A 24,537-nucleotide genomic window follows, 5' to 3' on the forward strand; every position below is an offset into this window, starting at 1 on the left:
GTTTGAAAAGAGTATTCGTAATTATAATTATCTTATTTTCAATTGTTTCATGTAATAAAACCGAAGAAAAAGTTGAAATTAAAATTAGTAAACCAAAAACTAAAAAGGTAGAATTTGGATTTAATTACGCCGATTTTAATGTAATTCATGATACTGTACAAAAAGGAGATTCTTTCGGATCAATTGTTCAAAGTCAAAATATTGGAAATAAAGAGGTTTATAAAATTGTTGAACAGGTAAAAGATTCTTTTAATGTAAGGACTATTCGATATAATAAACCTTTTACACTTCTCAGAGCAAAAAATAAAACCAATAATCTACAGGTTTTTATATATCAGCCTGATGCACTTACCTATTATGTAGTAGATTTCAGGGATAGTATTGCAAAAGCTTACAAAAAAGTAAAACCTGTTACTTTAAAGCGAAAAATGATTGGCGGTGTTTTAAAAAGTTCACTATCTGAAACTTTAGGAAATAACAGTGTAGAAGCCGCTCTCGCAAGTAGAATTACAAAAGTTTTTTCATGGTCTATCGATTTCTTTAAACTTAAAAAAGGGGATCGTTACGGATTAATTTTTACCGAACGATTTATAAACGGTAAAACATATGATGGAGTAGAAGATCTTGAAGCTGCTTTTTTTGAATACAAAGGAAAAATTATTTATGCTTTTCCGTTTGAAAAAGATACTATTTCAGGTAAAATCGAATATTATGATGACGAAGGTAAGACACTGAAAAATTTCTTCTTAAAAACACCAATTAAATTTAGCAGAATTACCTCGAGATTTACTATGAATCGTTATCATCCTGTACAGCATACCTGGAAAGCCCACAAAGGAACTGATTATGCTGCTCCAAGAGGAACCCCGATTTCAACCACTGCTTCAGGAGTTGTAGAGGCTACAGGTTATACAGCGGGTAACGGAAACTTTGTAAAAGTAAAACACAACGGTACGTATTCGACTCAATATTTACACATGTCTAAAATTCTGGTTCGTCGCGGACAGCGCGTTACGCAAGGACAGACTATCGGACTTGTGGGAAGTACAGGCTTGGCTTCAGGACCTCATGTTTGTTATCGTTTCTGGAAGAATGGCGTTCAGGTAGATGCGCTTCGTTTAAATCTTCCAACAGGAGAATCTTTGACCGGAAATGACAAAAACCGTTTTTCTAAACAAATCGAACCATTAAAAAGAGAGTTAGACAGTATTGGGAATCTTTAATCAACTGTGAAAAATGAAAAACAAACGCATTAAAGAAATTCTTGATGAGACTTTTTCAGATTTAAAGCTATTTTACAGAGATACGAATCTTCCCGAAAACCTGATTTTAAATTATAAAATTGGCCAGATCATTAAAGAAAAAGGTTTTACTGATATGACCAGTATGGGTGGTGGTCTTTTTGGAAATTTCAGGTATTTAATCGCCAGCGCTAATGCAAAAGATTTATCGAAATTCAATCCTGATTCTTCAAAAATCGGGCATTTTCTTTTAGATGAAATTTCATTTTTTAAAGTTTTGGATATTCAGAAAATAGAAAATAAAACACAAGTTTTTTTGCTCCATATTCCCGATAATTCGCTTTCTCTTTTTAAAAATTCAAGTTCTAATCTTGAAGAAGAAATATCTGAAAAGGCAAGACAAAAATTTACTGCTAAAATCAATTCGGCTCTAATTCCGGAATTACAAACCGAAAACTGGAAAGAAAAAACAAAATCACCAATCGGAATGAATGATCAGGGTGAAATGTTCTTCGATGATTCAACCATAAAAATAGAGCAACCAAAAAGAATTGAAGTTAATAAGCATAAAAAGATTATTGAAATTAATAAAAGACCATGGTGGAAAATCTGGTAATTGTATTGATGAAACTTATCCAAAGTTTTTTTGTTTTAATTATTTGTTTTGTATTTGTGTCTTGTAAAACCGACGAAGGACGAACTGGGACAAAAAAGATATTTCTGGAGCCTATTGAGCTTTCTTATGATTGGCAATTAGTAGGTGTAAAAAATGGCATGTCTGAAGATTCTGTTTTATCGAATGATATTGAATTCATTAATGATTCAATTCTTAAAGGAAAATTCAAATTAGACATTTCAAAGTATGAAATTGAAAATAGAAAGAAAGAATGTTATCCTATTAGACTTCAGAAGAAATTGTTCGATGAATTTTACAACGAGGGATTTAATAATTTAGGTGATTTAAATGGAGACAAAAAAGCAGATTCGGTATTCGTTTTGCATGCACTGAATTATTGTGAAGAAGGTGATTCTTATTATTTTACAGATAACACAATTCCACGAATTTTAACCGATTCAAATTGTTGCCATCCATATAGTATTGTAAATATTGGGGATATTGATGAAGATGGAAAAAGCGAAATAGCAGAGTATTATTCTTCATGTGCAAGCAGATACAAAGCCATTACGATATATAGTTTAAAAGAATCCACGTGGAAAGAAATCAAATCATTCTCTTTTGTTTTAAATGATAAGTATTTTATTGAAAAGGACTTTAAAAAACTATTTAGAAAAACATCTAAAAATCACCTTGAATATTATGAAATTTCAGATGTAAATATTGAAGGTGAGGTAGTTGCTAAATGGGAAAAAATAAAAATAGAATAGTTTTATACTTTATAAATCACATAAAACGTTTTCGTAACTAATTGCCCTGCAAAGAAGTATTAAAAGCTAATTTCAGTATTTTTGTGTTTCTAAAAAAACTACAATCTTATTAAAATGGCTTTAAACAAAACAAATCCAACCGGGACTGAAGCGTGGAAAAATCTTCAAAACCACTTCAACGCAATTCAGCAAACTACGATACAGGAACTATTTCAGCAGGATACTGCACGTGTTGAGAAATTCAACCTGCAATGGAATGATTTTTTGGTAGATTATTCTAAAAACAATATTAGTGAGGAAACTATTTCGCTTTTGCTGGAATTGGCGAATTCAGTTGGATTAAAAAATGCGATTGCTGATTATTTTGGAGGAGAAATCATCAATCAGACAGAAAACAGAGCGGTTTTGCATACGGCTTTGCGTGCGCCTGAATCGGCAGTTATAAAAGTAGACGGAGCGAATGTAATTCCGGAAGTTTACGAAGTAAAAAATAAAATTAAAAAGTTTACAAATGAAGTAATCTCTGGAGAAAGAAAAGGTTTTACAGGAAAAGCGTTTACTGATATCGTAAATATTGGTATCGGAGGTTCTGACCTTGGTCCGGTTATGGCAGTTGAAGCTTTACAGTTTTATAAAAATCATTTAAATGTACATTTTGTTTCTAATGTAGACGGTGATCACGTTAATGAGGTAATCAAAAAATTAAACCCTGAAACTACTTTATTTTTAATTGTTTCTAAAACATTCACGACTCAGGAAACCTTATCTAACTCAGAAACTATAAAAGAGTGGTTCTTGAAATCAGCTTCTCAGGAAGATATTGCCAAACATTTCGTGGCAGTTTCAACTAACATTAAAAAAGTAACCGAATTCGGAATTAATCCTGACAACATTTTCCCGATGTGGGACTGGGTTGGAGGAAGATTTTCTTTATGGAGTGCAGTTGGTTTAAGTATCGCTTTGGCTGTTGGTTTTGATAATTATAACGAATTATTAAAGGGTGCTAATGAAATGGATGAGCATTTCAAATCGGCTGAATTTGATCAGAACATTCCGGTAATTTTAGCTTTGTTAAGTGTTTGGTACAATAATTTTTATGGTGCAGAAAGTGAAGCTTTGATTCCATACACACAATATTTACAAAAACTGGCTCCATACCTGCAACAGGCAACGATGGAAAGTAACGGAAAAAGTATTGGTCGTGACGGGAAACCGGTTAACTATCAAACAGGAACCATTATCTGGGGAGAACCGGGGACAAACTCTCAGCATGCTTTCTTTCAATTGATACATCAGGGAACAAAATTGATTCCGACAGATTTTATCGGATTTGTAAAACCATTATACGGCAATAAAGATCATCACGATAAACTGATGTCAAACTTTTTTGCCCAGACAGAAGCGTTGTTGAATGGGAAAAAGGACGCACAGGTTCAGGCAGAATTTGACAAACAAGGACTTTCTGCTGAAAAAGCATCTTATTTATTGCCATTTAAAGTTTTTGCCGGAAACAAACCAACTAATACTATTTTGATTCAAAAGCTGACTCCAAAAAGTTTAGGATCTTTGATCGCTTTGTACGAGCATAAAATATTTGTTCAGGGTATTATCTGGAATATTTTCAGTTATGATCAATGGGGAGTAGAATTAGGGAAACAACTGGCAAATTCTATTTTGGATGAAATAAATACCAAAACAGTAAAAACTCACGATAGTTCTACTACTTTTTTACTTAACCATTTTTTAAAATAAGGAAGGAGTTTTTGTTAACTTTTTATAAAATGCAAACGTCTTGATTTTTCTAAATCAAGACGTTTTTTTGTTTAAATTGTAAGATTAATACAGATTAAATGCTTGTTTTTGTAACTTTAACACATTTTAATCTTGTTTATTTTTATGTTTTTAACAAAAATAGGCGGTTTAAATTTAAAAAACCATTATTTAATTTAATGAAAATAAAAAAAATCATTTTAATGCTCAACAGAATGCATAAAACTTCTGTTTCTTAACACTTTGATAACATTATCTGATTAATTTGTTATAATTTTGCCAAAAACAAATAACGAAACAAACGCAAAAATGAAAAAAATTATTTTTATTTTGATTATTTTTCTAACGGCTCTTGGACATGCTCAGGTAACTGGATCAGCTATGTCGGGAAAAGTTAAATCAAACAAAGGAGAAGCTCTTCCAGGAGCAACAGTGGAGATTATTCACAAACCAACTGGAACAAAGTATTTTTCTACAACTGATTTTGACGGAGGATATTCTGCACAGGGTTTAAGACCGGGTGGACCGTATACTGTTAAAGTAAGTTATGTTGGTTATAAAACAACAGAGATTACTGAAATTAATGCTGCTTTAGGTAGTAATTTGACTGTGAACATTGTGATTGACGAAGAGTCTAACACATTAGAGGAAGTTGTAGTTACTACAAAATCAAAAGGAAATTTTAATAAAGGACGTACAGGTGCTTCTCAACAATTTACAAATAGAGAGATAGCAGCTGTTCCTGTTTTAGGGGCTCGTTCAATTAATACCGTTACAAAATACAATGCGAATGCAGGTGCTAATGGTACTTTTGGAGGGCAGGATTCCAGATTAAACAATTTTACTATCGACGGTTCTGTTTTTAATAATGGATTTGGTTTAGGAAGTGATTCACAAGCTGGTGGTAGAACTGGATCAACAGCAATTTCATTAGATGCTATCGAACAATTGCAGGTAAACATTGCACCTTATGATGTGCGTCAATCAGGATTTTTAGGTTCTGGGATTAATGCTGTAACAAGAAGTGGAACAAACGAATTTGAAGGGTCTGTTTATCACTCTTTTAGAAATAATAAAAAAGAATTTATAGGTACTCATGCCGGAGATGTAACAATTAAACCAGGTAAATTTGATGAGACAATATGGGGAGCACGTATTGGAGCTCCAATTATCAAAGACAAATTGTTCTTTTTTGGTAATTTTGAAACTCTTGAAAATATCAGCCCGGCAACAACCTGGACATCTACAGGATCACCTAATTCTAGCGGACAAATTTCTGCTCCAACTTATGAAGAAATGGCAACTCTTTCTGCTTTTATGAAAGAAAAATTTGGTTACGAAACAGGGCCTTGGGAAAATTATGATGCTGCAAAAACTTCAAAAAAATTCTTAGCCAGAATTGACTGGAATATTAATGATAACCATAAACTTAGTGCTCGTTACGTATTTCATGACTCTTCATCTGATGAGTTAACTTCAAATTCAAATTCATTAGGATTTGGTAATAGAAGGACAAGTGCACTTGCAATGTCTTTTCAAAATAGTGGTTATACTATTATGGATAATACAAGATCTATTGTATTAGAGTTAAATAGTAAGTTAAGCAATTCATGGCATAATAACTTTATTGCTGGTTACGACAAACAAATCGAAGACAGAGGTTTACAAGGAGGAGGTTTGTTTCCTACGATAGATATAAAACAAGGAACAGCTACTTATATTTCAGTTGGATTAGATCCTTTTACACAAGGAAATAAACTTAGTTATTCAACCTTGCATTTTACAGATAATTTAACCAAAACTATTGGAAAGCATTCTTTGGTATTTGGCGCAAACTTTGAGTATTTCAAATCAAGTAATTTGTTTTTCTCTGGATCAAACGGAGTTTATATATTCAACTCTTTGACTGATTTTTATGCCGCTGCTAATGAATCTGTAGCAAATGGAGGGGCACCTTCTTCTGCAACAACAACATCTCCTGCTCGTTTTCAATACAGATATTCTGCTTTGCCAGGTGGAGAAGATCCAATGCAGATAATGAAATCTAATAAATTGGATATATATGCTCAGGATGAGATGAGATTGAGCGACAGATTTAAATTAACTGTTGGATTAAGAGCTACTAGGGTATGGTACGCAGATACGGCAATTGAAAACCCAGTTGTTACTGCTATGACTTTTGCAAATGGAGAAAAATTTAATACGGCTGATATGCCAGATCCTGCATATTTATTCGAGCCTAGAATTGGATTCAATTTAGATTTGAACGGAAATGCTTCGACAATAGTTCGAGGAGGATCAGGGATTTTTACGGGTAGATCTCCAGGGGTATACATATCAAATCAAATTGGAAATAATGGTGTGCTTACGGGATTTGTTGATGTAAGTGGTGCTGCTTTAGCTGCAGGAGGATATGGTTTTACTCCAAGACCAGCAGATTATTTTACTCCGGCGACACCTACAGCTCCATCTTCTTATGATTTATCTTTTAATGATAAAAAATTCAAATCTCCACAAGTATGGAAAACTACTATGGCAGTTGACCAAAAACTTCCTTTTGGATTTGTTGGAACTGTTGAGGGGATTTTGCAAAAAAATATCAATGCAATTCAGTATTATAATGCAAACTTCGATGCTCCAGTAGGTACATTTGGAGGGCCAGATAATAGACCAAGATTTGCACGTAATGACGCTGGTGTGAGAGTAAATGATAATGTTTCAAACGGAATTGTGTTAACTAATTCTGACGATGGATATTTTTATTCTACAACATTTAAGTTAGAGTATCCTTATCAAAGAGGTCTTTGGGGGTCATTCGCGTATACACACTCAAGAGCTACAGATTTGATTTCTCCTGGATCAGTTGCTTCTGGTTCCTGGACTGGTGCAAGATCAGTTAATGGTAATAATGATTTAGAAGTTTCTGCTTCAAATAATAATACTCCACATAGATTGGTTGGGGTTATTGGATATAAAATTGAGTATGGTAAAGGATTAGGAGGAGCAACTTCTATCAACTTAGGATATATTGGAGAACAAGCAAATCCATTTACTTACGCTTATGGAGGAGATATGAATGGAGACAGAATTAATGGAAATGACCTAATTTATGTTCCTAATAGTGCTAACGAACTTCGTTTTGCACCATTATCAGTAACAAATGTTGTTAACGGAGCAAATGTAGTAACTGTATATAGTGAAGCAGACCAACGAGCAGCATTTGATGCTTATATAGATCAGGATAAATATCTTCGTGACAGAAGAGGTAAATATGCTGAAAGAAATGGTGCAATTTTGCCAATGTTACACAGATTAGATTTGTCTGTTACACAAGATATTTATATTAAGATTGCTGGTAAAAAGAACGCATTTCAGGTTAGAGCTGATATCTTGAATTTTACAAATATGTTAAATAGAGACTGGGGTGTAACACAAAGAGCAACAAATGCAAACGTGTTAGCTTATAGCTCAACAGCTACAGGTAATATCCCTGTTTATCAATTAGCTACACAAACGGATGTAAATGGAACTAAAACTTTAATTAAAGATACTTTCCAGAAAAACTCTTCTACATCTGATGTTTGGCAAGCACAATTTACGCTTAGATACACATTTGGTAACTAATATTTGCTAAATAAGAACCAAAATAAATAATAAAAAGCGGCATTGACTTTTAGTTTAATGCCGCTTTTTTTTAACCTTTTTTGTTATATTTGTTTCAAACAAAAAAATAATCTATGTATCATTTTCTACAAAAGTTCCACTCTGGCTGGGCTTATCTGGCATTGCTGCTTTTATTAGTTGCAGTTGTAAATGCTGTACTTGGTTTTACTTCAAAAAAAGAATTTACAGCCAAAGACCGCAAAATTGCCTTATTTGCTTTAATCGGAACTCATACACAATTATTAATCGGATTGATACTTTATTTTGTATCTCCGTTAGGAAAAGATTCTTTTGGTCAAATGTCTAACGCAGCACTTCGATTAACTTCTTTAGAACATCCGCTAATCAATATCATCGCTATTGTGTTAATTACAATAGGATGGTCAAAACATAAAAAGCTAGTCAACAGCGAAGCAAAATTTAAAACTTTTGCTATTTTTTATAGTTTAGGATTGCTACTGATATTAAGTAGAATTCCGTGGAGCCTTTGGTTCCAGTAAATACCAATTAAAGCCCTCCTACAGGGCTTTTTTTATCTCGGCATATTATTTGTACAAACTCCCCAAGTCTGAAAAAAAATAAATTATGAAGAATAAAAAAAATATTATACTTTCTATTCTTTCGGTGACTTTATTTAGTTGCTTTACCTACATTACAAGCCAAAGTAAACAAGTTGAAAATAAAGTGTCTCAGGATACTTTAAAAACTGATATTTTGAAAATTACAACCCCTGTCGACTCTATTTTTAGTGTTAAGGGTTTAAAATTAAAATTGTATAAAAAATCGGCCCATGCTTCCTACTACCATGATCGTTTTAATGGAAGAAGAACTGCAAACGGCAGCAGGTTCAATAATAATAAATACACAGCAGCCCATAAAAAACTCCCTTTTGGAACAAAAGTAAAAGTAACAAACGAAGCGAATGGAAAATTTGTTATTGTTGAGATAACTGACAGAGGCCCATTTGTAAAAACAAGGGATATCGATTTGTCTAAAAGGGCTTTCATGGAAATTACCAGAAGCAAAGGAGCAGGAGCAATGACTGTGACAATAGAAACTATTGAGAAATAAAAAATCCGAAAGTTCTAAACAAACTTTCGGATACTAAATATAATTCCGGTATGGGTACCTTCATGGTAATTATTGAAAGACAATGCATCTTCAACGTTTCGAAGTGTAAAACCCATACTTGTTGTGTATTCTGTATAATTTAAGAAAATTTTATCCGAATAATCTTTTTCGGCCTGATGTAATGTCTCTGAAAGCAATCTTCTGATTTCATCAACTTCTGCTTGTGAAACATCGCCTTCCGGTTTGGATCCTTTTCTATATTTGGTAATAAATTCTTCAGAAACTTTGGATGGCAAACCCGATAGTTTATAAACTAAACTTTGCTGTGCAGATACACAATGAGCTATATTCCAAATCAAATTGTTGTTGAATCCCTGAGGGATTTTGTTTAGTTGTTCTAATGAATGATTGTCTAAAACTTTCAGAAAAATTTCCCTGATTGTTTTTTGTACTTCGAAAACTGAATTCATAAATTTATTTTTTTTAATAAAATTAGGCAATTTTAAGTCGCAATGAATTTTCTTTGTACTGAAATAAATTAAAATTATGAACAAAATATACTACCTGGCATCTTGTGATACGTGCCGAAAAATTATTAAAAGTCTTCCTGAAAATCATAATCTGGTTTTTCATGATATCAAACAAAATCCGATTACTGAGGCTGAACTGGAAGAAATGTATAAACTTTCTGGAAGTTACGAAGCGTTATTCAGCAGAAAAGCACAATTGTATAAATCGATGGATTTGAAAAACAAAGCTTTAACTGAAGCTGATTTTAAAAAATACATTCTGGAGCATTATACTTTTATAAGCCGTCCGGTCTTTATCATCGATGGTAAAATTTACATTGGGAACAGCCAGCAGAATATTTTGCAGGTTATGAAAGCTTTAGAAGGAAAGTAAACCCGAAATTTCTTCAGGACTCGGGTTTGCGTTAGGGATAATAGCGGAAATCCTTTTTTTGAGCTTTTTTGCTCAAAATAAAGATTGGGAGCGGATAGCCCGGCCTTTAGGCAACGCCCATATTTTAAAATTTAGACGTAATAAAACCATAAAACTTCACTGTAAAGTTTTTTAGTATCTTTGCGCCTTTATACTCAATTATATGATACAATCGATGACAGGTTTTGGCAAGGCTTCTTTGCAATTGCCAACGAAAAAAATTACTGTAGAAGTAAAATCCTTAAACAGTAAAGGTTTAGATCTGAACGTAAGAATGCCATCGCTTTACCGCGAAATGGAATTGGGTCTGCGAAATCAAATTTCGACAAAACTTGAAAGAGGGAAGGTTGATTTTGCAATTTATGTAGAAACTACTGCAGAACAGACATCGACGAAAGTAAATGTACCGGTTGTAAAAATTTACATTGCCCAGCTAAGAGAAGTTTATGCCGAGGCAGATGAAACCGAATTGATGAAAATGGCTGTTCGTATGCCGGATGCTTTAAAAACGGAACGAGAAGAAATTGATGAAAACGACTGGGAGCAGATTCAGGTTATTATTGATGAAGCGTTACAAAATATTTTGAGTTTCAGAAAAGACGAAGGGGAATCGCTTGAAAGAGAATTCAATCTTCGAATTGGAAATATCCGTCAGTATATGAACGATGCCCTGGCATTAGACCCGGAACGTATTCAGGCCATAAAAGAACGTTTACAGACGGCAATTTCTGAATTAGAAGTTAATGTTGATGAAAACCGTTTTGAGCAGGAATTGATTTATTATTTGGAGAAATTAGACATCACAGAAGAGAAAGTTCGTTTAACCAATCATCTGGATTATTTTCTTGAAACCTTAAACGGAAACGAAGCAAACGGTCGTAAACTTGGTTTTATCACTCAGGAAATGGGAAGAGAAATCAATACGATGGGTTCAAAATCGAATCATGCGCAGATGCAGAAATTGGTGGTGATGATGAAAGATGAGTTGGAGAAGATTAAGGAACAGGTTTTGAATGTTTTGTAAATTTAAGAATCTTTGTTCTAATAAATTCTTTTAGAATAAAATCTATCCTTGAAATTATGAAAAACATCTCCTTATTAATCTTCATAATACTTCTAACGAACAGTTGTAGTTTTCAGACTAAGGAATTTACTGTTATAGGAAAATGGAAAGCGATAGAATCAAGCGGACTTGATGTATCCAAAATGTTTCATATTGATATTGAAGATGGGGAAGAAATAACTTTTGAGAAAGGAAACATTGCAATTGATCATCTAAAAAATAAAGGCACATATGAAGTTTTTGAAGATAATCTTCATATTGTCTTTCCAAAAGACGAATACTATTACATCATTCATCGTCATGAAACTGACCCTGAAAAAATGTATTTACAACCAGTAGATGAATATGGTCAAATTATGTGCGATGAAGGCTGTTCTACGTTATACAAAAAAATACAATAAACGATCTCAATATAAAATTATATATTGAATAAAGCTGAAAGCATATAGCCGAAAGCCTAAAGCATAAACACACAATGAACAAAGGAAAATTAATTGTTTTTTCGGCGCCATCAGGATCTGGAAAAACAACTATCGTAAAGCATTTATTAGGGCAAGAAGATTTAAACTTAGAATTTTCAATCTCAGCAGCTTCACGTGCACCACGCGGGGAAGAAGTCAACGGAAAAGATTATTATTTTATTTCGCTGGAAGAATTCAAAAAACATATTAAAGCAGAGGATTTCCTAGAATGGGAAGAAGTATACCGCGATAACTTTTACGGCACTTTAAAATCTGAAATTGAAAGAATCTGGGCTTTAGGAAAAAATGTCATTTTTGATATTGATGTTGCTGGCGGACTCCGAATCAAACATAAATTTCCAGAGCAGACTTTAGCTGTTTTTGTAAAGCCTCCAAGTGTTGACGAATTAAAACGAAGACTAAAAGAGCGTTCTACAGAAAGCGAAGATAAAATCAATATGCGTATTGCTAAAGCTTCTGTAGAATTAGCAACAGCTCCTCAATTTGACGTGATTATCAAAAACTATGACTTGCCTGTAGCTTTAGAAGAAGCACATCAGCTTGTAAAAGATTTCGTAAATAAATAATTTTTATTCCGCAGAGATTCACAAAGACAAACGCAAAGATTCGCAAAAGGTTTTTTAAACTTTGCGAATCTTTGTGCTATCTTAGCGACTCTCTGTGAAACTTTAGAAAATGAAAATAGGTCTTTATTTCGGCACATATAATCCCATTCATGTTGGTCATTTAATCATTGCCAATCATATGGCAGAATATGCCGGTTTAGATCAGATTTGGATGGTGGTTACGCCTCATAATCCTTTAAAAAAGAAAGCGACTTTGTTAGACGATCAGCAGCGACTGCAAATGGTTTATCTGGCTACAGAGGATTTTCCAAAAATTAAACCTTCGGATATTGAGTTTAAATTGCCACAGCCCAATTACACTGTGAACACACTGGCTCATTTACAGGACAAATATCCAAACCATGAATTTTCATTGATTATGGGCGAGGATAATTTAAAAACACTTCACAAGTGGAAAAATTACGAAGTGATATTAGCTCACCATGATATTTATGTTTACCCGCGTATTTCAAATGAACCGGAAAATATTGAACTAAAATCACATCCAAAAGTTCATGTTATTGACGCACCAATTGTAGAAATTTCATCTACTTTTATTCGGGACAATATTAAAAAAGGAAAAAACACCCAGCCACTTTTACCTTCAAAAGTCTGGGAATATATTGACCATAATAATTTTTACAAGAAATAAAAAAGTCTGAATTTCATCAATTTCAGACTTTCAGTTTTTAAGCGATTAAATTTATTTTACTTCAGTTCCTTCAAACTTTATTCTCGGATCATTTACATTAACTAATTCGTCCAGTTCGTAGATGTTTTTATAACCGTATCCATAAAGATTGATGTGTGTTGGAATGTTTAGTGCCAGTATAACCGGTTTTCTGTTCGATAGAATTTGTGTTTCTGGATTACTCTTAGGTTTAGCCATTTTAGAAGCAAAATCTATAGGATCTCCATTAAAATTATTATTGCAGTAGATCAATATTCTGGTATTCGGATCCGGAATTAATTCTAAAAGATTTTCCTGTGTGAAATCGGTAAAATCTAAATGAATTGCACCTTTTAAATGTTTTCTGTTGAAACGGAAATCAGAACGTGAGTCTAAGATTACGGTGTTTTTTTCTTTTGCCATTTGTAGAAACACATCCAGACTAACTAAGCGCTCGTCACGTTTTTTTTCTAATTCGCTGACCAGATTTTTAAAATCATCATAATCAACCAATGCTTTTGGATAATGATCTTTTTCCTCTTTCATCTTTTTCTTTGATGCTTGCGAAAGAATAATGCCGGTTATTAAACAGCATCCGGCTAAAATTATAAGGGCTGTGATTTTCATAGTTTATATTTTAGTGTATTATTTACTCTGTTTTATAACCGGCATTTTTAATGTTATGCCTCAACAATTATGTTTGCACTTACAAGCGTTCTGATTTCACTTAGTGATTGATCAACCAAAAGTTTTCCATCTCTAAAAACTTCTTTCAATTCACCTTGTTTTTCTTCTTCCCAAGAAACATTATCAGTTAAATGATACTTGCCGTCGATCAAATCAATTTTCATCAATCCTTTGGCAGATTTTTTAGTTCCATCGTCTGTAATTGGATCTTTGAAGATGGCTCTTCCCTCTCCGTTTACTTCACCGTAAGTCGCTTTCATCGCAAAACCAAAAGTATCTCTGGTATTATATTGATATGTGAAAGATCCGATTCCTAAAACCACATTGGTAGAAGCGAATCCTTTTTCTTTTAATCTTTCGCAAATTTGAGTTGCTCTGGCTACCGTAATACTGTCACCGTAAATAGCTCCGATTTGCGGCACCAGTTCTTTAAATCCTTTTGCATTTGTTGTTCCTCCAAAAACATCCCAAAGCAATTCGATAACACCTTTTTTCTCTTGTTCTGTTTTTCCATTTGGATTTCCGCAGATAATATCAACCGGATCACCACTGTCAGGACGAATTACAACTTTACCTTCTCTTAAAATGATTTCTTCTTTCAATCCTGGCAGATAATCAGTTAAAACTTTCCATAAATCCCAGGTATCAGAAACGATAGAAACGATTCCTTTTGGATAAACTTCTGTAATTAATCTCTTGAAAGTTTCATACTCTCCTTCTGTTGTTCCCATACACATTACAGAATGTTCTGTAGCGGCAACTGAACCTGCCACTAATTCCTGATCTGAATTGGCTTTGTAATATTCTTCTAAGAAATCTATTGCTGGAATCGTATCAGATCCTGTAAAACTCAATAAATGTCCTGCTGCAGAAGTTAGCGCAGCTTCAATTCCGCCCATTCCTCTCATTGAGAAATCATGTGCCTGCCAGTCTACAAATTCTGGCACAGAAGAAGTTTCTCCCGCGTACTTATCTAATACTTTTCGATATTCTTTAGCAATAGTCGCTGAATTACAAGGAAGCCAGATTACGGCTGAAAGCAAGGTTTCGAAATAATTCGTCAACCAGAAAAATTCCGGAATTGTATTGTACATCGTAAACATAGGAACTCTTAACGGAACACTTGCTCCTTCTGGCAATGCTTTAAAAACCATCGGAGTATATCCTAAATCGTGTAAATCTTCGATATGTTTGGTACCAACTTGGTTTTCGCCTAAATAATTATTGATTCTTCTAGCGTATTTTGCAACAACTTCTTCTTTTGATTTTTTAAAGAAATACTCTTCAAAATCGTGAATAATATATTTTTTAATGAAATACTGTAATCCGAAAAACACAACTTCGTCAAGACCTTCAATTCTTGATTTACGAGGTGTCCAGTTAGAATATACTAATGTTGTTCCGTCTGGGTATTGTCTTCTGTGGTCAACTTTGTAACCGTCGGTTAATAATAATGGGTTCATATATTTTTATTTAGGTTTTCTAATAATCTTTCTGCTAAATCTTTTATTTCATTGGATTTGACTAATCGGTCAATCCATTTTTCGGGAATATTTTCAATTCCATAATAAATACCTGCCAATCCTCCGGCAATTGCGCCAGTTGTATCTGTATCTTCTCCCAAATTAACTGCTTTTAAAACTGTTTCTTCGTAAGTATCAGAATTTAAAAAACACCAAAAACTTGCTTGTAAACTATCCAGAACATAACCAGATGAATGAATATTTTCTTCTAGATATCTTGAAATATCATTCATTAAAATTCTATCAAACAATTGAATTTCAATAGGATTGTATTTTTTATCTTCTAAAAATTTAGAAAGAATACTTTGCATTTCTTTATAAGCTTCGAATTTATCTTTCCCTTTTAATATTTCCAAACAATAAATCACATAAATAAAACAAGAAAATACCGAACGGAAATGCGCATGAGTTATAGATGAAACTTGTTTTACTTTTTGATAAATAACTTCATCGTCTTTTTCATTTTGAAGATAAAAAACCAATGGCAAAATACGCATTAAAGAACCATTTCCGTTATCTCCTTCTGAAAAACCTCCGCATAAATCTGGCTGATGTCCTTTTGCTATATTAAGAATAGCGTGTTGAGTAGCAATTCCGATATCGAAAACTTTTCCATGTGGTGTCCATAAATTGCCACTATACCATTTCACGAAATTCTTCGCAATATCATTTAAGTCATAACCTGAGCATAAACTTTCTGCAAGACAAAATGCAAGTGAGCTGTCATCGCTCCAAGTTCCAGCCGGCTGATGATGTGTGCCAAAACCAAACATTTCTGTAACTGGGTTTTCTTTTAAATAATTTCTTGATTTAAACTCAACGGGAACGCCTAAAGCATCACCCACTGCTAAACCAAATAATCCAGATTCTATTTTATTCATTTTTTAAAGTTTTGGAGACCTAACAGGTTTTTAAAACCTGTTAGGTCTGAAAAGAATAATCTCTTCTTATTCATACTTTTAGTCAAGGAGATTTAGGATTAACTCGCCTAAAGTTTTAAACTGCTCTATTCCGTATCTCTCACACACAACATCTATATTTCCCTTGCGCCAAAAACCTTCTTCTACAACCACTTTCATTTTATTAGATTGAGCATAAAGTCCGAACTCCAGTAAAGATATTGGTGACATTGTATTTCCTACAAAAAACATAATAATTATGTCTGCTTTTTCTAATGCATTTAATTCCCAGTTAACCTGTTCTTTAAAATTATCATTTTCGATCGTTTGTAACCAGCTGCCGTCCCATTCATTTCTTCTAGGGTTGAAAATAATATATTTGTCTTGCAATTGCTCTTCACAATGTAATTGCCAGTTCACCGCTTTATCCATTTCTATAGAACCAGCCAAAAAGATGGTTTTAGCATCAGTCTGTAAAAGTATTTCTTCAGGTGCTCTAAAAATTCTTTTCATGATTACTTATTTCTTCCTTTTTCATTTGGATAAAATGACTGGACAACATCACTCTGCCAAAATTCTTTTGTTTCAATATCCATACAACTCAGTTTTCCATAAAAACCTGCTCCGGTATCCACATTCCAAACATTACAACCCTGCATCGGAATTTCTACATCATAATGTAATGTTGGTGTATGACCGATATAAATTTCATTAAAAAGCAATAATCGTTTTGGGTAAGAAAGAGAATCTTTTTTGATTCTTTTATCCATTGTTAAAGCCATTTCCCACAATGTTCTGTCCCAGGAATAATTGGTTTTATAATGCTCTTTTTCCGGACCGTGCATGGATGAGAAACCAGCGTGAATGAATAAGTTGTTATTTTCATCTACAAAGTAATCTTTCATTGCATTGAAAAAATTACGATGTCTTTCTTTTTCAGAAAGAGCAATTCCTGTATAACTCTCTATTGTTGACTTTCCTCCGTGCAGAAACCAAATATCGTTTACAACATTGTCTTCTAGCCATTCCTGACACCAGGCATCATGATTTCCTTTTATAAAAATACATTCCTGTTTTTGAGACAATTCAATAAGAAAATCAATCAATTGTTTTGACTCGCTCCAACCATCAACATAATCACCAAGAAAAATAAAACGGTCACTTACTGAATATTCAATTCTTTCCAACAATTGAGTTAAAGCTTTCAAACCGCCGTGAATATCTCCAAAAACTAAGGTTCTCATTATATTTAATTATAAATAAAGTAGTGGTTTTTAGTACTTAATAATCCCAGATTAATCCTTTTTCGTTTAGTGTATATTGGTACTTTTGGGCATCTCCGAAAGTTTTATATTCTTTGTAATTTTTATTTATAATTTCATCATAAGCCAAAAACATTTGATTTGAAGCTGTATGAAAAGGCATTCTTCCACATCCAGTACATAACCCCGGAATTGTGACTGTTTCTATTTTAGGATTATTTATACAGGCTATCAAAATTGCTTTCATAGCTAGATAGGCATTTACTGAAGTTGCAATATTAAAGCTCATTGGAACTCGCATAGTTGGAGCTGAAATCAAAAAAGGAACTTCACTATCTCCCGTTTCTAATGTGATTGATCTTCCAATTAAGAGTTCTCTTTCATCAAGTTGAGCAATTTTTGTTTGAAGTTCATCTTGCAAATGCCATCCAAATCTTTCTGATAAATGCCAATCTAATCCACCGTCCATGAAGCCGAATGAATTTGCCGGACTTACAACTGCATCCGATTTTATTTTTGTAATATCCCCTTTTATTATACTGAGATTCTCACATTCTGAAAAATCATTTCTCCATGAATTGCCAAGTTCATCTTCTAAGTAAACCAATTTTATATGTAGCATAATTTTGAATTAAAATTGAATATATTTTGCCGGAACCTCATCTGTCAGCCAAACATTATTTTCAGACAAATAAAATTTGAATCCGTCTCTATACATGGCACCGCTTCTAACGGTTAAGATTTGAGGAATTCCACGACGGCTTCCTACTTTTGTTGCCGTTTCTTTGTCTTTGGAAAGATGTACGTGCTGACGGCTCATTTTCTTCAAACCTTCTTTTCTGATACTTTCCATAAATTTTCCAACGGTTCCGTGATATAAATATTCTGAAGGTTCTGTTTCAGGTAAGTCTAATTCAACCGAAATAGAATGTCCCTGACTTGCACGGATTTTGGTTTTATCTTCGTTATAAGCAAAACGCTTTTTATCGTTATTTTCTACAACGTAGTGTAAAAGGACTGCGTCTAATTTATTTCCTTTTTGTGAGCATTTCAAGATCAATTCTTCTACATCTGCCCAGCCATTTTCGTCTAATTTTAAACCGATTTTTTCTGGCGAATGTCTAAGTACGAGACTTAGAAATTTGCTTACGGTTTTTGCTGTTTGTTCATTCATTTTTATTTCTTTATCTAAAAGTCATATACAATGACTTCAATATTGTTATCTAAAAGCGTTTTAAGAATGATTGGTTCAATCATTTCCCATTTTCCGCCTGCTAATCCGCATCCAATTCTTGGCATATGAATAGATGCTTTATTTGTTTTTGCAAAATCAGAAACCGTTTTTAATCCCTCTTCAATAGCGTTATATCGAATTGGAGCGCCGCCGTTTTCGTCTTTATTTATTTTATGCTGTCCTATTAAATTGGCTACCCATAAATCTTCTTCGACTTGGACAAACTGCACTTTACCTAATTCAAAATTATTTTTCGTTTTAAACCATTCACGATATTGTTTTTCAGGTTCTTTCCATCTTTTTGAAATTGCCATAACAAATCCTTTTCCCCAACCACCTATATCATTACAAACATGAACGATTATTTTGTTTCCCGAATTCTTAGGTGATGTTGCATCTCCTTTTATATATTGAATGTCTTTCATTTTTATTCTTATTACAATCAAACGTTCCTACGAAACGTAAATAACAACTGATAATTTTTATTCTACCGACGAAATGTTCCGATGGAACATTTACAATAGGTTTTTGTAAATTTTGTAATTTTCATCATCGAAACAGACAAATATTACTTTTTCTATTTCAATCGATTTTTCAAAATCTTTTACTGTTTTTACTGCTATTTCTGCGGCTTTATCTTTTGGAAAATGATAAATTCCAGTACTAATATTTGGAAAAGCAATAGATTTTATTCCATTTTGAATGGCTAGATTCAGACTATTTTTATAGCAGTCAGCCAACAGCTTTGATTTTTCTTCTTTATCACCATTCCAAACTGGTCCAACAGTGTGAATTACATATTTAGAAGGCAGATTTCCTGCTGCTGTTATAACAGCTTCTCCTGTTTTACAACCTCCTTGTTTATTTCGAATTTGAATACATTCATCTAAAATTGCTTTACCTCCTTTACGATGAATTGCTCCATCAACACCTCCGCCTCCAAGTAAGGAAGTATTAGCTGCATTTACTATTGCATCAACCTTGATTTCTGTTATGTCTGCTTTTAGAAGTTCAATTGTCATTTTCTGAATCTGTTTAATCGAAGCATTAATTCTGCATTAGTACTTTCGATGGAACGATTTGTAAAATAAACGTTTACCAATTCAATTTCTCCAACAATATTAGAATTGAAATCATCTAAATCTTCAGACGGAATCCAAAGTTCATTATGATTTTTATCGCCTACATTTTGAATTTCATATTTCTCCAGAAAAGCAATTTTTACTTCAAAGACAGTTACAATTCCAATAAATCCTGAAAATTCATCGACGGTATTCCATTCAAAAGCAATTTGATCTGCATATTGCTGATTCGTTACTGGATAAAAAATAGGTTGCCATTCTAATCTTGGCGGAAATGATTTATAATCGGACTCTGCGATTAATTCCATCTCTTTTAATCCTACCGGACGATATAATCTTGTTGTTTCCATAATCCTTTATTTCAATTCATCCCTAACTTCCATCAAAGCAAAACCTAAAAGATTCAAGCCTCTCCATTTTTCAGGAATTAAAATATCTTTATGATCTTCAGCCATTCCAATTCCCCAGATTGGATCTACGGGGCTTGCTTCAACCAAAACTCTTTCTTTTGTATTTAAAAGAAATGTTTTTAAATCTTTATTTTGGCTGAACTTATGATAGTTCCCTTGTTTTACAATCTCAAATCGGTTTTCTAGCCAAAGGTTGTCATCATAATTTCTTACCTCACGACCCAATTTTTTGGCTTCGGCAGGAGAATCCGCTTGAAGGATTTTTTCTAAGATTTCTTCATCCTGAAACAATTCGGCTTTTTTGGCCATCATCCAGTGTTCGGCCGTTTTATAGGTCACTTTTTCAACTTTAAAAGAACTTAACCACCATTGACTAAAACAGGTTTTGGTAATTTTTCCGTCTTTATTAGGTTGATGTCCCCAGAAAAATAAAAACTTACTTTCTGGAGCTATATTTTCTGTATTGTATTTCATTTTTTTCAAGTTTTAGGTTTCAGGCTCTTAGAGAACTTGAAACTTTTTAAATTAATTGATCTAATCCAATTACTTGAACATTTTCTCCGTCAAAGTCTTTAAAAGAGTTCGTTGTAAAAATGCCGTCAAAGCAATTTAAAACTTCGAATCCTTTGTTGAAAATTCCGTGGCTTACTGCTAAGTAAAGTTTTCCGGCATTTTTCTTTTTTAGTTCTTCTGCTAAACCAACGAAAGTTCCGCCGCCGTCACAGATATCATCTACAATTAAACAATCCATTCCCTGCAAATCCTCTTCATAAACTTTAAATCCAGATAATTTTCCTGTTTTTACATCTCGGCTTTTACTACATTCTACAACTTCAACTCCGCCTAAATATTCAGAAACTTTATAGATTTTCTTCAAAGCACCGCCGTCTGGAGAAATCAATTTTACGTTTTGACCAATCTTATTTAGCACTTCTTTTATAAAAGTATAGTTCGGAATTACGGTACTATTATTCAACAAAGCCGGAGTTACTTCAGAGTGAGCATCAAAAACAAATACTTTATTCAATTGCATGGCATTGATAATATCAGCATATACTTTTACAGATAATGGCTCACCGGGAATCATAACACGGTCTTGTCTCGCAGCTGGAAAATACGGAATAAAAAGATCGATAATCTTAACGTCCATTCTGCGTAACGCATCTACTGTGATACACAACAATCCCAAATCGTTGAAAGAATTTAATCTATGTGTAATCGTTACTTTCTGGTTTACATCAAAATCCGGATTAATTTTGATATGAGGTTCTCCTCCAGAAAAGGTAAAACTTTGAAATTTGATTTCTTCCTGATCTTGAATAGGAGCAAATTTTGGGTCGAGATTTAGTATCATAGTTTTTTAGTTTGCGTTAATTATAAGCAAATGTAGAATTAAATTTTAAATAAACAATTTATTTTGTGTAAAAATTACGCAAACTTTATTTCGAAGTGAAAACCTTTTTCAGTTAATTCATTATATTTCAATTTATTAAACTTAAAAAGCTTGGCTGGACGACCGGTTTTTATGGGTGAAAATTTTTCGGTTTCTTCTAAAATTCCGTAACTGAGTATTTTTTTTCTGAAGTTTCTGCGGTCAATTTCTTTTTCTAAAATCGTACAATACAGGTTTTCGAGATCTGAAAAAAGGAATTCTTCCGGAAGTAAATCAAAACCAATTGGCTCGTATGTCAATTTTGATTTTAATCTGTCAATTGCTTTTTGTAATATCAAATTATGATCGAATGCCAAAGGCGTAATTTCATCAATTTTAAACCATTGTACTCTTTCGGCATCCGTATTGGCTTTAATATCTAAATTAGAAGCATCGACTAAAGCATAATACGCCACCGAAATAACACGATTTCTGGAGTCTCTGTAAATATCATCTCCAAAAGTATAGAGCTGCTCCATAAAAGTAAGTTTTACATTGGTTTCTTCGTGCAGCTCGCGAATAACAGCATCGCTCAAAGATTCTGAATTTTGAACTAAACCGCCAGGTAAAGCCCAATATTTTTCTGAAGTTCCAAATTGCTGTTCAATCAATAGCACATATAAACCATTGTTTTTATATCCAAAAACAATCGCATCTACAGCAATTCTAATATTTTGTAAATTTTCCATAATCAAAAATCGTATCAAACAAATATAACGAATGAGAGCCAATTTTATAATCTAAAGCTTTCGCCTAAATCATAAAATTGACTCTCCGTATTTTTTATTACTATTTATTTAATCTATCACTACATCTTTATCTAAAGTCATTGTACAACTACTTCCTAATCTTGAAAGTGTTATATCGGCTTTAACCTGATAAGTTCCTGAACCGGCATAAGTATGCGGAACAGCACCTGGTGTCTTAATATTTTTTACTGGTGTTCCATCGCCAAAAGTCCATTTCACATAAGTTATTTTGTTGGTTCCGCTGTATTGTATAGAATAATTAATAACTTTTGAATTGGATGGATCTGGCGAATGTTTCAGTTCTGTCAGAAGTGAATCTTCAAGACAATCTACTATATGTTCGTCATCGTGTTTACAAGAATTCGCGATGAAAGACAATGATACAAGCATCAAAATTGCTGTAAACTTTTTCATAATCAGTTTGTTTTTTTAATCCCTATATCAAATTTATTCTTTTTAGAAACAAATCGGGAATAAAATTCTGATTTTCAAATAGTTTATCACAGTCTGTTTCCAAAAAACAATTTAAGTTCCTTTTCAATAATATCAAAAAATGATTTCAAGTTATTGTTTTTGGGAGCCAGCAAATACACAAATTCTTCAGGTACGTGAAAACTATTCCACAATAACTGCAATTTGTTTTTCTTAATAAAATCTCTTGCGTTACAATTCCATGTAGCAGCAACTCCTTCATTTTTGCCTAAAAGTCGAAGCATTTCAGATTCTGAAGGAATAATGTAATTAGGAACCATTGAAGGTCTCTTTTTATTGAAAGCATGAAGCCAAAATAACTTTATATGCGGAATTCTCGCATCGTGACTGTACCATTTTTGCGCATTCAGCCATTGTTCGATTTCGGTAAAATTATCTGATTTTAATTTTTGACGGAATTCGGTTATATCTAAAGAAGTTGGAGCAACTAATATCAATTTAATTTTTCCGACAATTTCATAAGTAGTATCAAACGTATCAAACCTTTTTGTTGTAATGGCAAAATCCAGTTTTTTGGCATCGACCAATGCAAACAGTTCATCATTTTCTGCGAAAGTAAAATCAATTAAATCAAATTTTGAAATTAGAAGATTTCCAACGCATTCAAAAAGGTGTTTAGAGATCCCAACAGAAATTAAACGATTTGCATCTTCTGCTTTCGCTCTAAAACTGGTTTCGACACTTTCGAGACGATCAAGTGCATCTATAATCAAATTATTCAGTAACTTAGCGTATTCTGTTGGTTCAACACCTTTTGATTTTCGGTTAAATAATTTATTACCAACATGCGCTTCTAACATAGAAATTTGCTGACTAACCGCAGGCTGACTCATAAACAACTCTTTGGCGGCAACCGAAAAATTACCATTTTTATAAACCGCTTTAAATGTTCTGTACCATTCTAGATTTACCATGATATAATTTTATTTATAACAAACATAGTTTATTTTATTTTTACTGATATCACTTAAGGCGTAAATTTGTTAAAAATTTTAATCTTATGAAGAAAATAGCATTACTCGCAATAATTGCATTTACAGCTGTAGGTACGTGTGCCTTTGCTCAAAAATCAAATAAAAAAGGAATGAAAAAAGTATTATTTGTTGTTACCAGCAACGATAAGCTGGGCAACACTGGAGAAAAAACTGGGTTTTGGTCTGAAGAGTTTGCTGCTCCTTATTATGAATTGTTAGATCAGGGTGTAGAAATTGCAATTGCTTCTCCCCTTGGAGGACAACCGCCAATTGATCCTAAAAGTGCTGATCCTTCTTCGGCAACTGAAGACACAAAACGTTTTGACACCGATAAAGTTTTACAGCAAAAATTAAAAAACACTTTAAAACTTTCAACCGTTAATCAAAAAGATTACGATGCTGTTTTTTATCCGGGAGGTCATGGTCCGCTTTGGGATTTGGTTGAAGATAAAAATTCAATTGCTTTAATCGAATCTTTCTACACGCACAACAAACCGGTAGCTTTTGTATGTCACGCTCCTGCTGTTTTGAAAAATGTAAAAGTAAAAGGAGAGTATTTAGTAAAGGGTAAAAAAATAACCGGTTTTACGAATGCCGAGGAAGAAGCAGTTGGTTTAACGAAAGTGGTTCCGTTTTTATTAGAAGATGCCTTATCTGCAAACGGAGGAATTTTTTCGAAAGGGCCCAACTGGCAGCCTTATGCTGTAGCAGACGGACTTTTAATTACAGGTCAAAATCCGGCATCATCTAAATTGGTGGCTGGAAAATTGCTACAGAAATTGAATTAAGAGGTGCTAAGTTTCTGAGTTGCTAAGGGACTAAGATTTCTTTTAGCAACTTAGACTTTATTAAAAAATTAAAAGAATAAAATTAACCCGATGCTAAGAAAAACTTAGAATC

General features: G+C 33.2%; 29 protein-coding genes. 13 read left to right on the plus strand and 16 right to left on the minus strand.

Annotated elements, in window-relative coordinates:
- Positions 1 to 2: 2 nt before the first annotated feature.
- The 7 genes from GWR14_RS15280 to GWR14_RS15310 all read left to right on the plus strand — a co-directional run bounded on the left by GWR14_RS15280 (position 3) and on the right by GWR14_RS15310 (position 9,131).
- A complete protein-coding gene (locus GWR14_RS15280) occupies positions 3 to 1,223 on the plus strand; it encodes a M23 family metallopeptidase (protein ID WP_163409945.1) in 1,221 nt (406 codons plus the stop codon).
- A 13-nt stretch (positions 1,224 to 1,236) separates the two neighbouring features.
- Positions 1,237 to 1,857 carry a hypothetical protein gene (locus tag GWR14_RS15285; RefSeq protein WP_163409946.1) on the plus strand — a complete coding sequence of 207 codons (621 nt, stop codon included), beginning with the start codon at positions 1,237 to 1,239 and terminating at the stop codon, positions 1,855 to 1,857.
- A complete protein-coding gene (locus GWR14_RS15290) occupies positions 1,839 to 2,627 on the plus strand; it encodes a hypothetical protein (RefSeq protein ID WP_163409947.1) in 789 nt (262 codons plus the stop codon). Before GWR14_RS15285 ends, GWR14_RS15290 begins: the two co-directional genes overlap by 19 nt.
- A 114-nt stretch (positions 2,628 to 2,741) precedes the next feature.
- Positions 2,742 to 4,379, plus strand: a complete 1,638-nt coding sequence (pgi, locus tag GWR14_RS15295) for a glucose-6-phosphate isomerase (RefSeq protein ID WP_163409948.1) — start codon at positions 2,742 to 2,744, stop codon at positions 4,377 to 4,379.
- A 327-nt stretch (positions 4,380 to 4,706) separates the two neighbouring features.
- Entirely contained in the window at positions 4,707 to 8,021 is a 3,315-nt protein-coding gene (locus GWR14_RS15300; protein ID WP_163409949.1) for a TonB-dependent receptor, read from the plus strand.
- Positions 8,022 to 8,134: 113 nt separating this feature from the next.
- Positions 8,135 to 8,560 (plus strand): hypothetical protein, encoded by a 426-nt coding sequence (locus tag GWR14_RS15305; protein WP_163409950.1) that lies wholly within the window; start codon positions 8,135 to 8,137, stop codon positions 8,558 to 8,560.
- 85 nt (positions 8,561 to 8,645) lie between these two features.
- A complete protein-coding gene (locus tag GWR14_RS15310; RefSeq protein ID WP_163409951.1) occupies positions 8,646 to 9,131 on the plus strand; it encodes a septal ring lytic transglycosylase RlpA family protein in 486 nt (161 codons plus the stop codon).
- Between the two features lie 14 nt (positions 9,132 to 9,145).
- Here the strand turns inward: GWR14_RS15310 and GWR14_RS15315 are convergent, their stop codons facing one another.
- Positions 9,146 to 9,601, minus strand: a complete 456-nt coding sequence (locus GWR14_RS15315; protein WP_163409952.1) for a DinB family protein — start codon at positions 9,599 to 9,601, stop codon at positions 9,146 to 9,148.
- A gap of 76 nt (positions 9,602 to 9,677) precedes the next feature.
- On the opposite strand from GWR14_RS15315, the gene GWR14_RS15320 reads away from it, so the two are divergent.
- The 5 genes from GWR14_RS15320 to nadD all read left to right on the plus strand — a co-directional run bounded on the left by GWR14_RS15320 (position 9,678) and on the right by nadD (position 12,875).
- Positions 9,678 to 10,034 (plus strand): arsenate reductase family protein, encoded by a 357-nt coding sequence (locus GWR14_RS15320; RefSeq protein WP_163409953.1) that lies wholly within the window; start codon positions 9,678 to 9,680, stop codon positions 10,032 to 10,034.
- 202 nt (positions 10,035 to 10,236) lie between these two features.
- Entirely contained in the window at positions 10,237 to 11,097 is an 861-nt protein-coding gene (locus tag GWR14_RS15325) for a YicC/YloC family endoribonuclease (protein WP_163409954.1), read from the plus strand.
- A 56-nt stretch (positions 11,098 to 11,153) separates the two neighbouring features.
- On the plus strand, positions 11,154 to 11,537 hold the full coding sequence (locus GWR14_RS15330; protein WP_163409955.1) for a hypothetical protein: 384 nt from the start codon (positions 11,154 to 11,156) through the stop codon (positions 11,535 to 11,537).
- Between the two features lie 74 nt (positions 11,538 to 11,611).
- Entirely contained in the window at positions 11,612 to 12,184 is a 573-nt protein-coding gene (gene gmk, locus GWR14_RS15335; protein ID WP_163409956.1) for a guanylate kinase, read from the plus strand.
- 109 nt (positions 12,185 to 12,293) lie between these two features.
- Positions 12,294 to 12,875, plus strand: coding sequence for a nicotinate (nicotinamide) nucleotide adenylyltransferase (gene nadD, locus GWR14_RS15340; protein WP_163409957.1), 582 nt, complete (start codon positions 12,294 to 12,296; stop codon positions 12,873 to 12,875).
- Positions 12,876 to 12,926: 51 nt separating this feature from the next.
- Here the strand turns inward: nadD and GWR14_RS15345 are convergent, their stop codons facing one another.
- The 15 genes from GWR14_RS15345 to GWR14_RS15415 form a co-directional block, all read right to left on the minus strand.
- On the minus strand, positions 12,927 to 13,520 hold the full coding sequence (locus GWR14_RS15345) for a rhodanese-like domain-containing protein (RefSeq protein ID WP_163409958.1): 594 nt from the start codon (positions 13,518 to 13,520) through the stop codon (positions 12,927 to 12,929).
- A 53-nt stretch (positions 13,521 to 13,573) separates the two neighbouring features.
- Positions 13,574 to 15,043, minus strand: coding sequence for a nicotinate phosphoribosyltransferase (locus GWR14_RS15350; protein ID WP_163409959.1), 1,470 nt, complete (start codon positions 15,041 to 15,043; stop codon positions 13,574 to 13,576).
- A complete protein-coding gene (locus GWR14_RS15355) occupies positions 15,040 to 15,984 on the minus strand; it encodes an ADP-ribosylglycohydrolase family protein (protein ID WP_163409960.1) in 945 nt (314 codons plus the stop codon). The genes GWR14_RS15350 and GWR14_RS15355 overlap by 4 nt, the downstream gene beginning before the upstream one ends.
- Positions 15,985 to 16,062: 78 nt before the next feature.
- The gene (locus tag GWR14_RS15360) at positions 16,063 to 16,515 is read right to left on the minus strand and encodes a nucleoside 2-deoxyribosyltransferase domain-containing protein (RefSeq protein ID WP_163409961.1); all 453 of its coding nucleotides are present in this window, start codon (positions 16,513 to 16,515) and stop codon (positions 16,063 to 16,065) included.
- A gap of 2 nt (positions 16,516 to 16,517) precedes the next feature.
- A complete protein-coding gene (locus tag GWR14_RS15365) occupies positions 16,518 to 17,249 on the minus strand; it encodes a metallophosphoesterase family protein (RefSeq protein WP_163410151.1) in 732 nt (243 codons plus the stop codon).
- 34 nt (positions 17,250 to 17,283) lie between these two features.
- On the minus strand, positions 17,284 to 17,886 hold the full coding sequence (locus GWR14_RS15370) for a macro domain-containing protein (RefSeq protein ID WP_163409962.1): 603 nt from the start codon (positions 17,884 to 17,886) through the stop codon (positions 17,284 to 17,286).
- Between the two features lie 9 nt (positions 17,887 to 17,895).
- Positions 17,896 to 18,438: an RNA 2'-phosphotransferase gene (locus tag GWR14_RS15375; RefSeq protein WP_163409963.1), complete on the minus strand. Its 543-nt coding sequence runs from the start codon at positions 18,436 to 18,438 to the stop codon at positions 17,896 to 17,898.
- A gap of 14 nt (positions 18,439 to 18,452) precedes the next feature.
- The gene (locus GWR14_RS15380; protein ID WP_163409964.1) at positions 18,453 to 18,923 is read right to left on the minus strand and encodes a macro domain-containing protein; all 471 of its coding nucleotides are present in this window, start codon (positions 18,921 to 18,923) and stop codon (positions 18,453 to 18,455) included.
- A gap of 90 nt (positions 18,924 to 19,013) precedes the next feature.
- A complete protein-coding gene (locus tag GWR14_RS15385; RefSeq protein WP_163409965.1) occupies positions 19,014 to 19,520 on the minus strand; it encodes an O-acetyl-ADP-ribose deacetylase in 507 nt (168 codons plus the stop codon).
- Positions 19,517 to 19,930, minus strand: coding sequence for an ADP-ribosylation/crystallin J1 (locus GWR14_RS15390; protein ID WP_163409966.1), 414 nt, complete (start codon positions 19,928 to 19,930; stop codon positions 19,517 to 19,519). The genes GWR14_RS15385 and GWR14_RS15390 overlap by 4 nt, the downstream gene beginning before the upstream one ends.
- A gap of 6 nt (positions 19,931 to 19,936) precedes the next feature.
- Positions 19,937 to 20,464, minus strand: coding sequence for an NADAR family protein (locus GWR14_RS15395; RefSeq protein WP_163409967.1), 528 nt, complete (start codon positions 20,462 to 20,464; stop codon positions 19,937 to 19,939).
- A 46-nt stretch (positions 20,465 to 20,510) separates the two neighbouring features.
- Positions 20,511 to 21,344: a ribose-phosphate diphosphokinase gene (gene prs / locus GWR14_RS15400; RefSeq protein ID WP_163409968.1), complete on the minus strand. Its 834-nt coding sequence runs from the start codon at positions 21,342 to 21,344 to the stop codon at positions 20,511 to 20,513.
- A 74-nt stretch (positions 21,345 to 21,418) separates the two neighbouring features.
- On the minus strand, positions 21,419 to 22,111 hold the full coding sequence (locus tag GWR14_RS15405; RefSeq protein WP_163409969.1) for an NUDIX hydrolase: 693 nt from the start codon (positions 22,109 to 22,111) through the stop codon (positions 21,419 to 21,421).
- A gap of 108 nt (positions 22,112 to 22,219) precedes the next feature.
- Entirely contained in the window at positions 22,220 to 22,585 is a 366-nt protein-coding gene (locus tag GWR14_RS15410; RefSeq protein ID WP_163409970.1) for a PKD domain-containing protein, read from the minus strand.
- An 86-nt stretch (positions 22,586 to 22,671) separates the two neighbouring features.
- Positions 22,672 to 23,577: a LysR family transcriptional regulator gene (locus tag GWR14_RS15415; RefSeq protein WP_163409971.1), complete on the minus strand. Its 906-nt coding sequence runs from the start codon at positions 23,575 to 23,577 to the stop codon at positions 22,672 to 22,674.
- 86 nt (positions 23,578 to 23,663) lie between these two features.
- Here GWR14_RS15415 and GWR14_RS15420 point away from each other — a divergent pair, with 86 nt between their 5' ends.
- On the plus strand, positions 23,664 to 24,425 hold the full coding sequence (locus tag GWR14_RS15420; RefSeq protein ID WP_163409972.1) for a type 1 glutamine amidotransferase domain-containing protein: 762 nt from the start codon (positions 23,664 to 23,666) through the stop codon (positions 24,423 to 24,425).
- Positions 24,426 to 24,537: the final 112 nt, after the last annotated feature.

Origin of the sequence: Flavobacterium ajazii (genome assembly GCF_010614725.1) — a bacterium.
In the GTDB taxonomy this organism is placed as follows: domain Bacteria; phylum Bacteroidota; class Bacteroidia; order Flavobacteriales; family Flavobacteriaceae; genus Flavobacterium; species Flavobacterium ajazii.

Coding starts and splice junctions, on each gene's coding strand:
- GWR14_RS15285 (WP_163409946.1), top strand. CDS start 1,237: ATGAAAAACAAACGCATTAAAGAAATTCTTGATGAGACTTTTTCAGAT.
- GWR14_RS15290 (WP_163409947.1), top strand. CDS start 1,839: ATGGTGGAAAATCTGGTAATTGTATTGATGAAACTTATCCAAAGTTTT.
- pgi (WP_163409948.1), top strand. CDS start 2,742: ATGGCTTTAAACAAAACAAATCCAACCGGGACTGAAGCGTGGAAAAAT.
- GWR14_RS15300 (WP_163409949.1), top strand. CDS start 4,707: ATGAAAAAAATTATTTTTATTTTGATTATTTTTCTAACGGCTCTTGGA.
- GWR14_RS15305 (WP_163409950.1), top strand. CDS start 8,135: ATGTATCATTTTCTACAAAAGTTCCACTCTGGCTGGGCTTATCTGGCA.
- GWR14_RS15310 (WP_163409951.1), top strand. CDS start 8,646: ATGAAGAATAAAAAAAATATTATACTTTCTATTCTTTCGGTGACTTTA.
- GWR14_RS15315 (WP_163409952.1), bottom strand. CDS start 9,601: ATGAATTCAGTTTTCGAAGTACAAAAAACAATCAGGGAAATTTTTCTG.
- GWR14_RS15320 (WP_163409953.1), top strand. CDS start 9,678: ATGAACAAAATATACTACCTGGCATCTTGTGATACGTGCCGAAAAATT.
- GWR14_RS15325 (WP_163409954.1), top strand. CDS start 10,237: ATGATACAATCGATGACAGGTTTTGGCAAGGCTTCTTTGCAATTGCCA.
- GWR14_RS15330 (WP_163409955.1), top strand. CDS start 11,154: ATGAAAAACATCTCCTTATTAATCTTCATAATACTTCTAACGAACAGT.
- gmk (WP_163409956.1), top strand. CDS start 11,612: ATGAACAAAGGAAAATTAATTGTTTTTTCGGCGCCATCAGGATCTGGA.
- nadD (WP_163409957.1), top strand. CDS start 12,294: ATGAAAATAGGTCTTTATTTCGGCACATATAATCCCATTCATGTTGGT.
- GWR14_RS15345 (WP_163409958.1), bottom strand. CDS start 13,520: ATGAAAATCACAGCCCTTATAATTTTAGCCGGATGCTGTTTAATAACC.
- GWR14_RS15350 (WP_163409959.1), bottom strand. CDS start 15,043: ATGAACCCATTATTATTAACCGACGGTTACAAAGTTGACCACAGAAGA.
- GWR14_RS15355 (WP_163409960.1), bottom strand. CDS start 15,984: ATGAATAAAATAGAATCTGGATTATTTGGTTTAGCAGTGGGTGATGCT.
- GWR14_RS15360 (WP_163409961.1), bottom strand. CDS start 16,515: ATGAAAAGAATTTTTAGAGCACCTGAAGAAATACTTTTACAGACTGAT.
- GWR14_RS15370 (WP_163409962.1), bottom strand. CDS start 17,886: ATGCTACATATAAAATTGGTTTACTTAGAAGATGAACTTGGCAATTCA.
- GWR14_RS15375 (WP_163409963.1), bottom strand. CDS start 18,438: ATGAATGAACAAACAGCAAAAACCGTAAGCAAATTTCTAAGTCTCGTA.
- GWR14_RS15380 (WP_163409964.1), bottom strand. CDS start 18,923: ATGAAAGACATTCAATATATAAAAGGAGATGCAACATCACCTAAGAAT.
- GWR14_RS15385 (WP_163409965.1), bottom strand. CDS start 19,520: ATGACAATTGAACTTCTAAAAGCAGACATAACAGAAATCAAGGTTGAT.
- GWR14_RS15390 (WP_163409966.1), bottom strand. CDS start 19,930: ATGGAAACAACAAGATTATATCGTCCGGTAGGATTAAAAGAGATGGAA.
- GWR14_RS15395 (WP_163409967.1), bottom strand. CDS start 20,464: ATGAAATACAATACAGAAAATATAGCTCCAGAAAGTAAGTTTTTATTT.
- prs (WP_163409968.1), bottom strand. CDS start 21,344: ATGATACTAAATCTCGACCCAAAATTTGCTCCTATTCAAGATCAGGAA.
- GWR14_RS15405 (WP_163409969.1), bottom strand. CDS start 22,111: ATGGAAAATTTACAAAATATTAGAATTGCTGTAGATGCGATTGTTTTT.
- GWR14_RS15410 (WP_163409970.1), bottom strand. CDS start 22,585: ATGAAAAAGTTTACAGCAATTTTGATGCTTGTATCATTGTCTTTCATC.
- GWR14_RS15415 (WP_163409971.1), bottom strand. CDS start 23,577: ATGGTAAATCTAGAATGGTACAGAACATTTAAAGCGGTTTATAAAAAT.
- GWR14_RS15420 (WP_163409972.1), top strand. CDS start 23,664: ATGAAGAAAATAGCATTACTCGCAATAATTGCATTTACAGCTGTAGGT.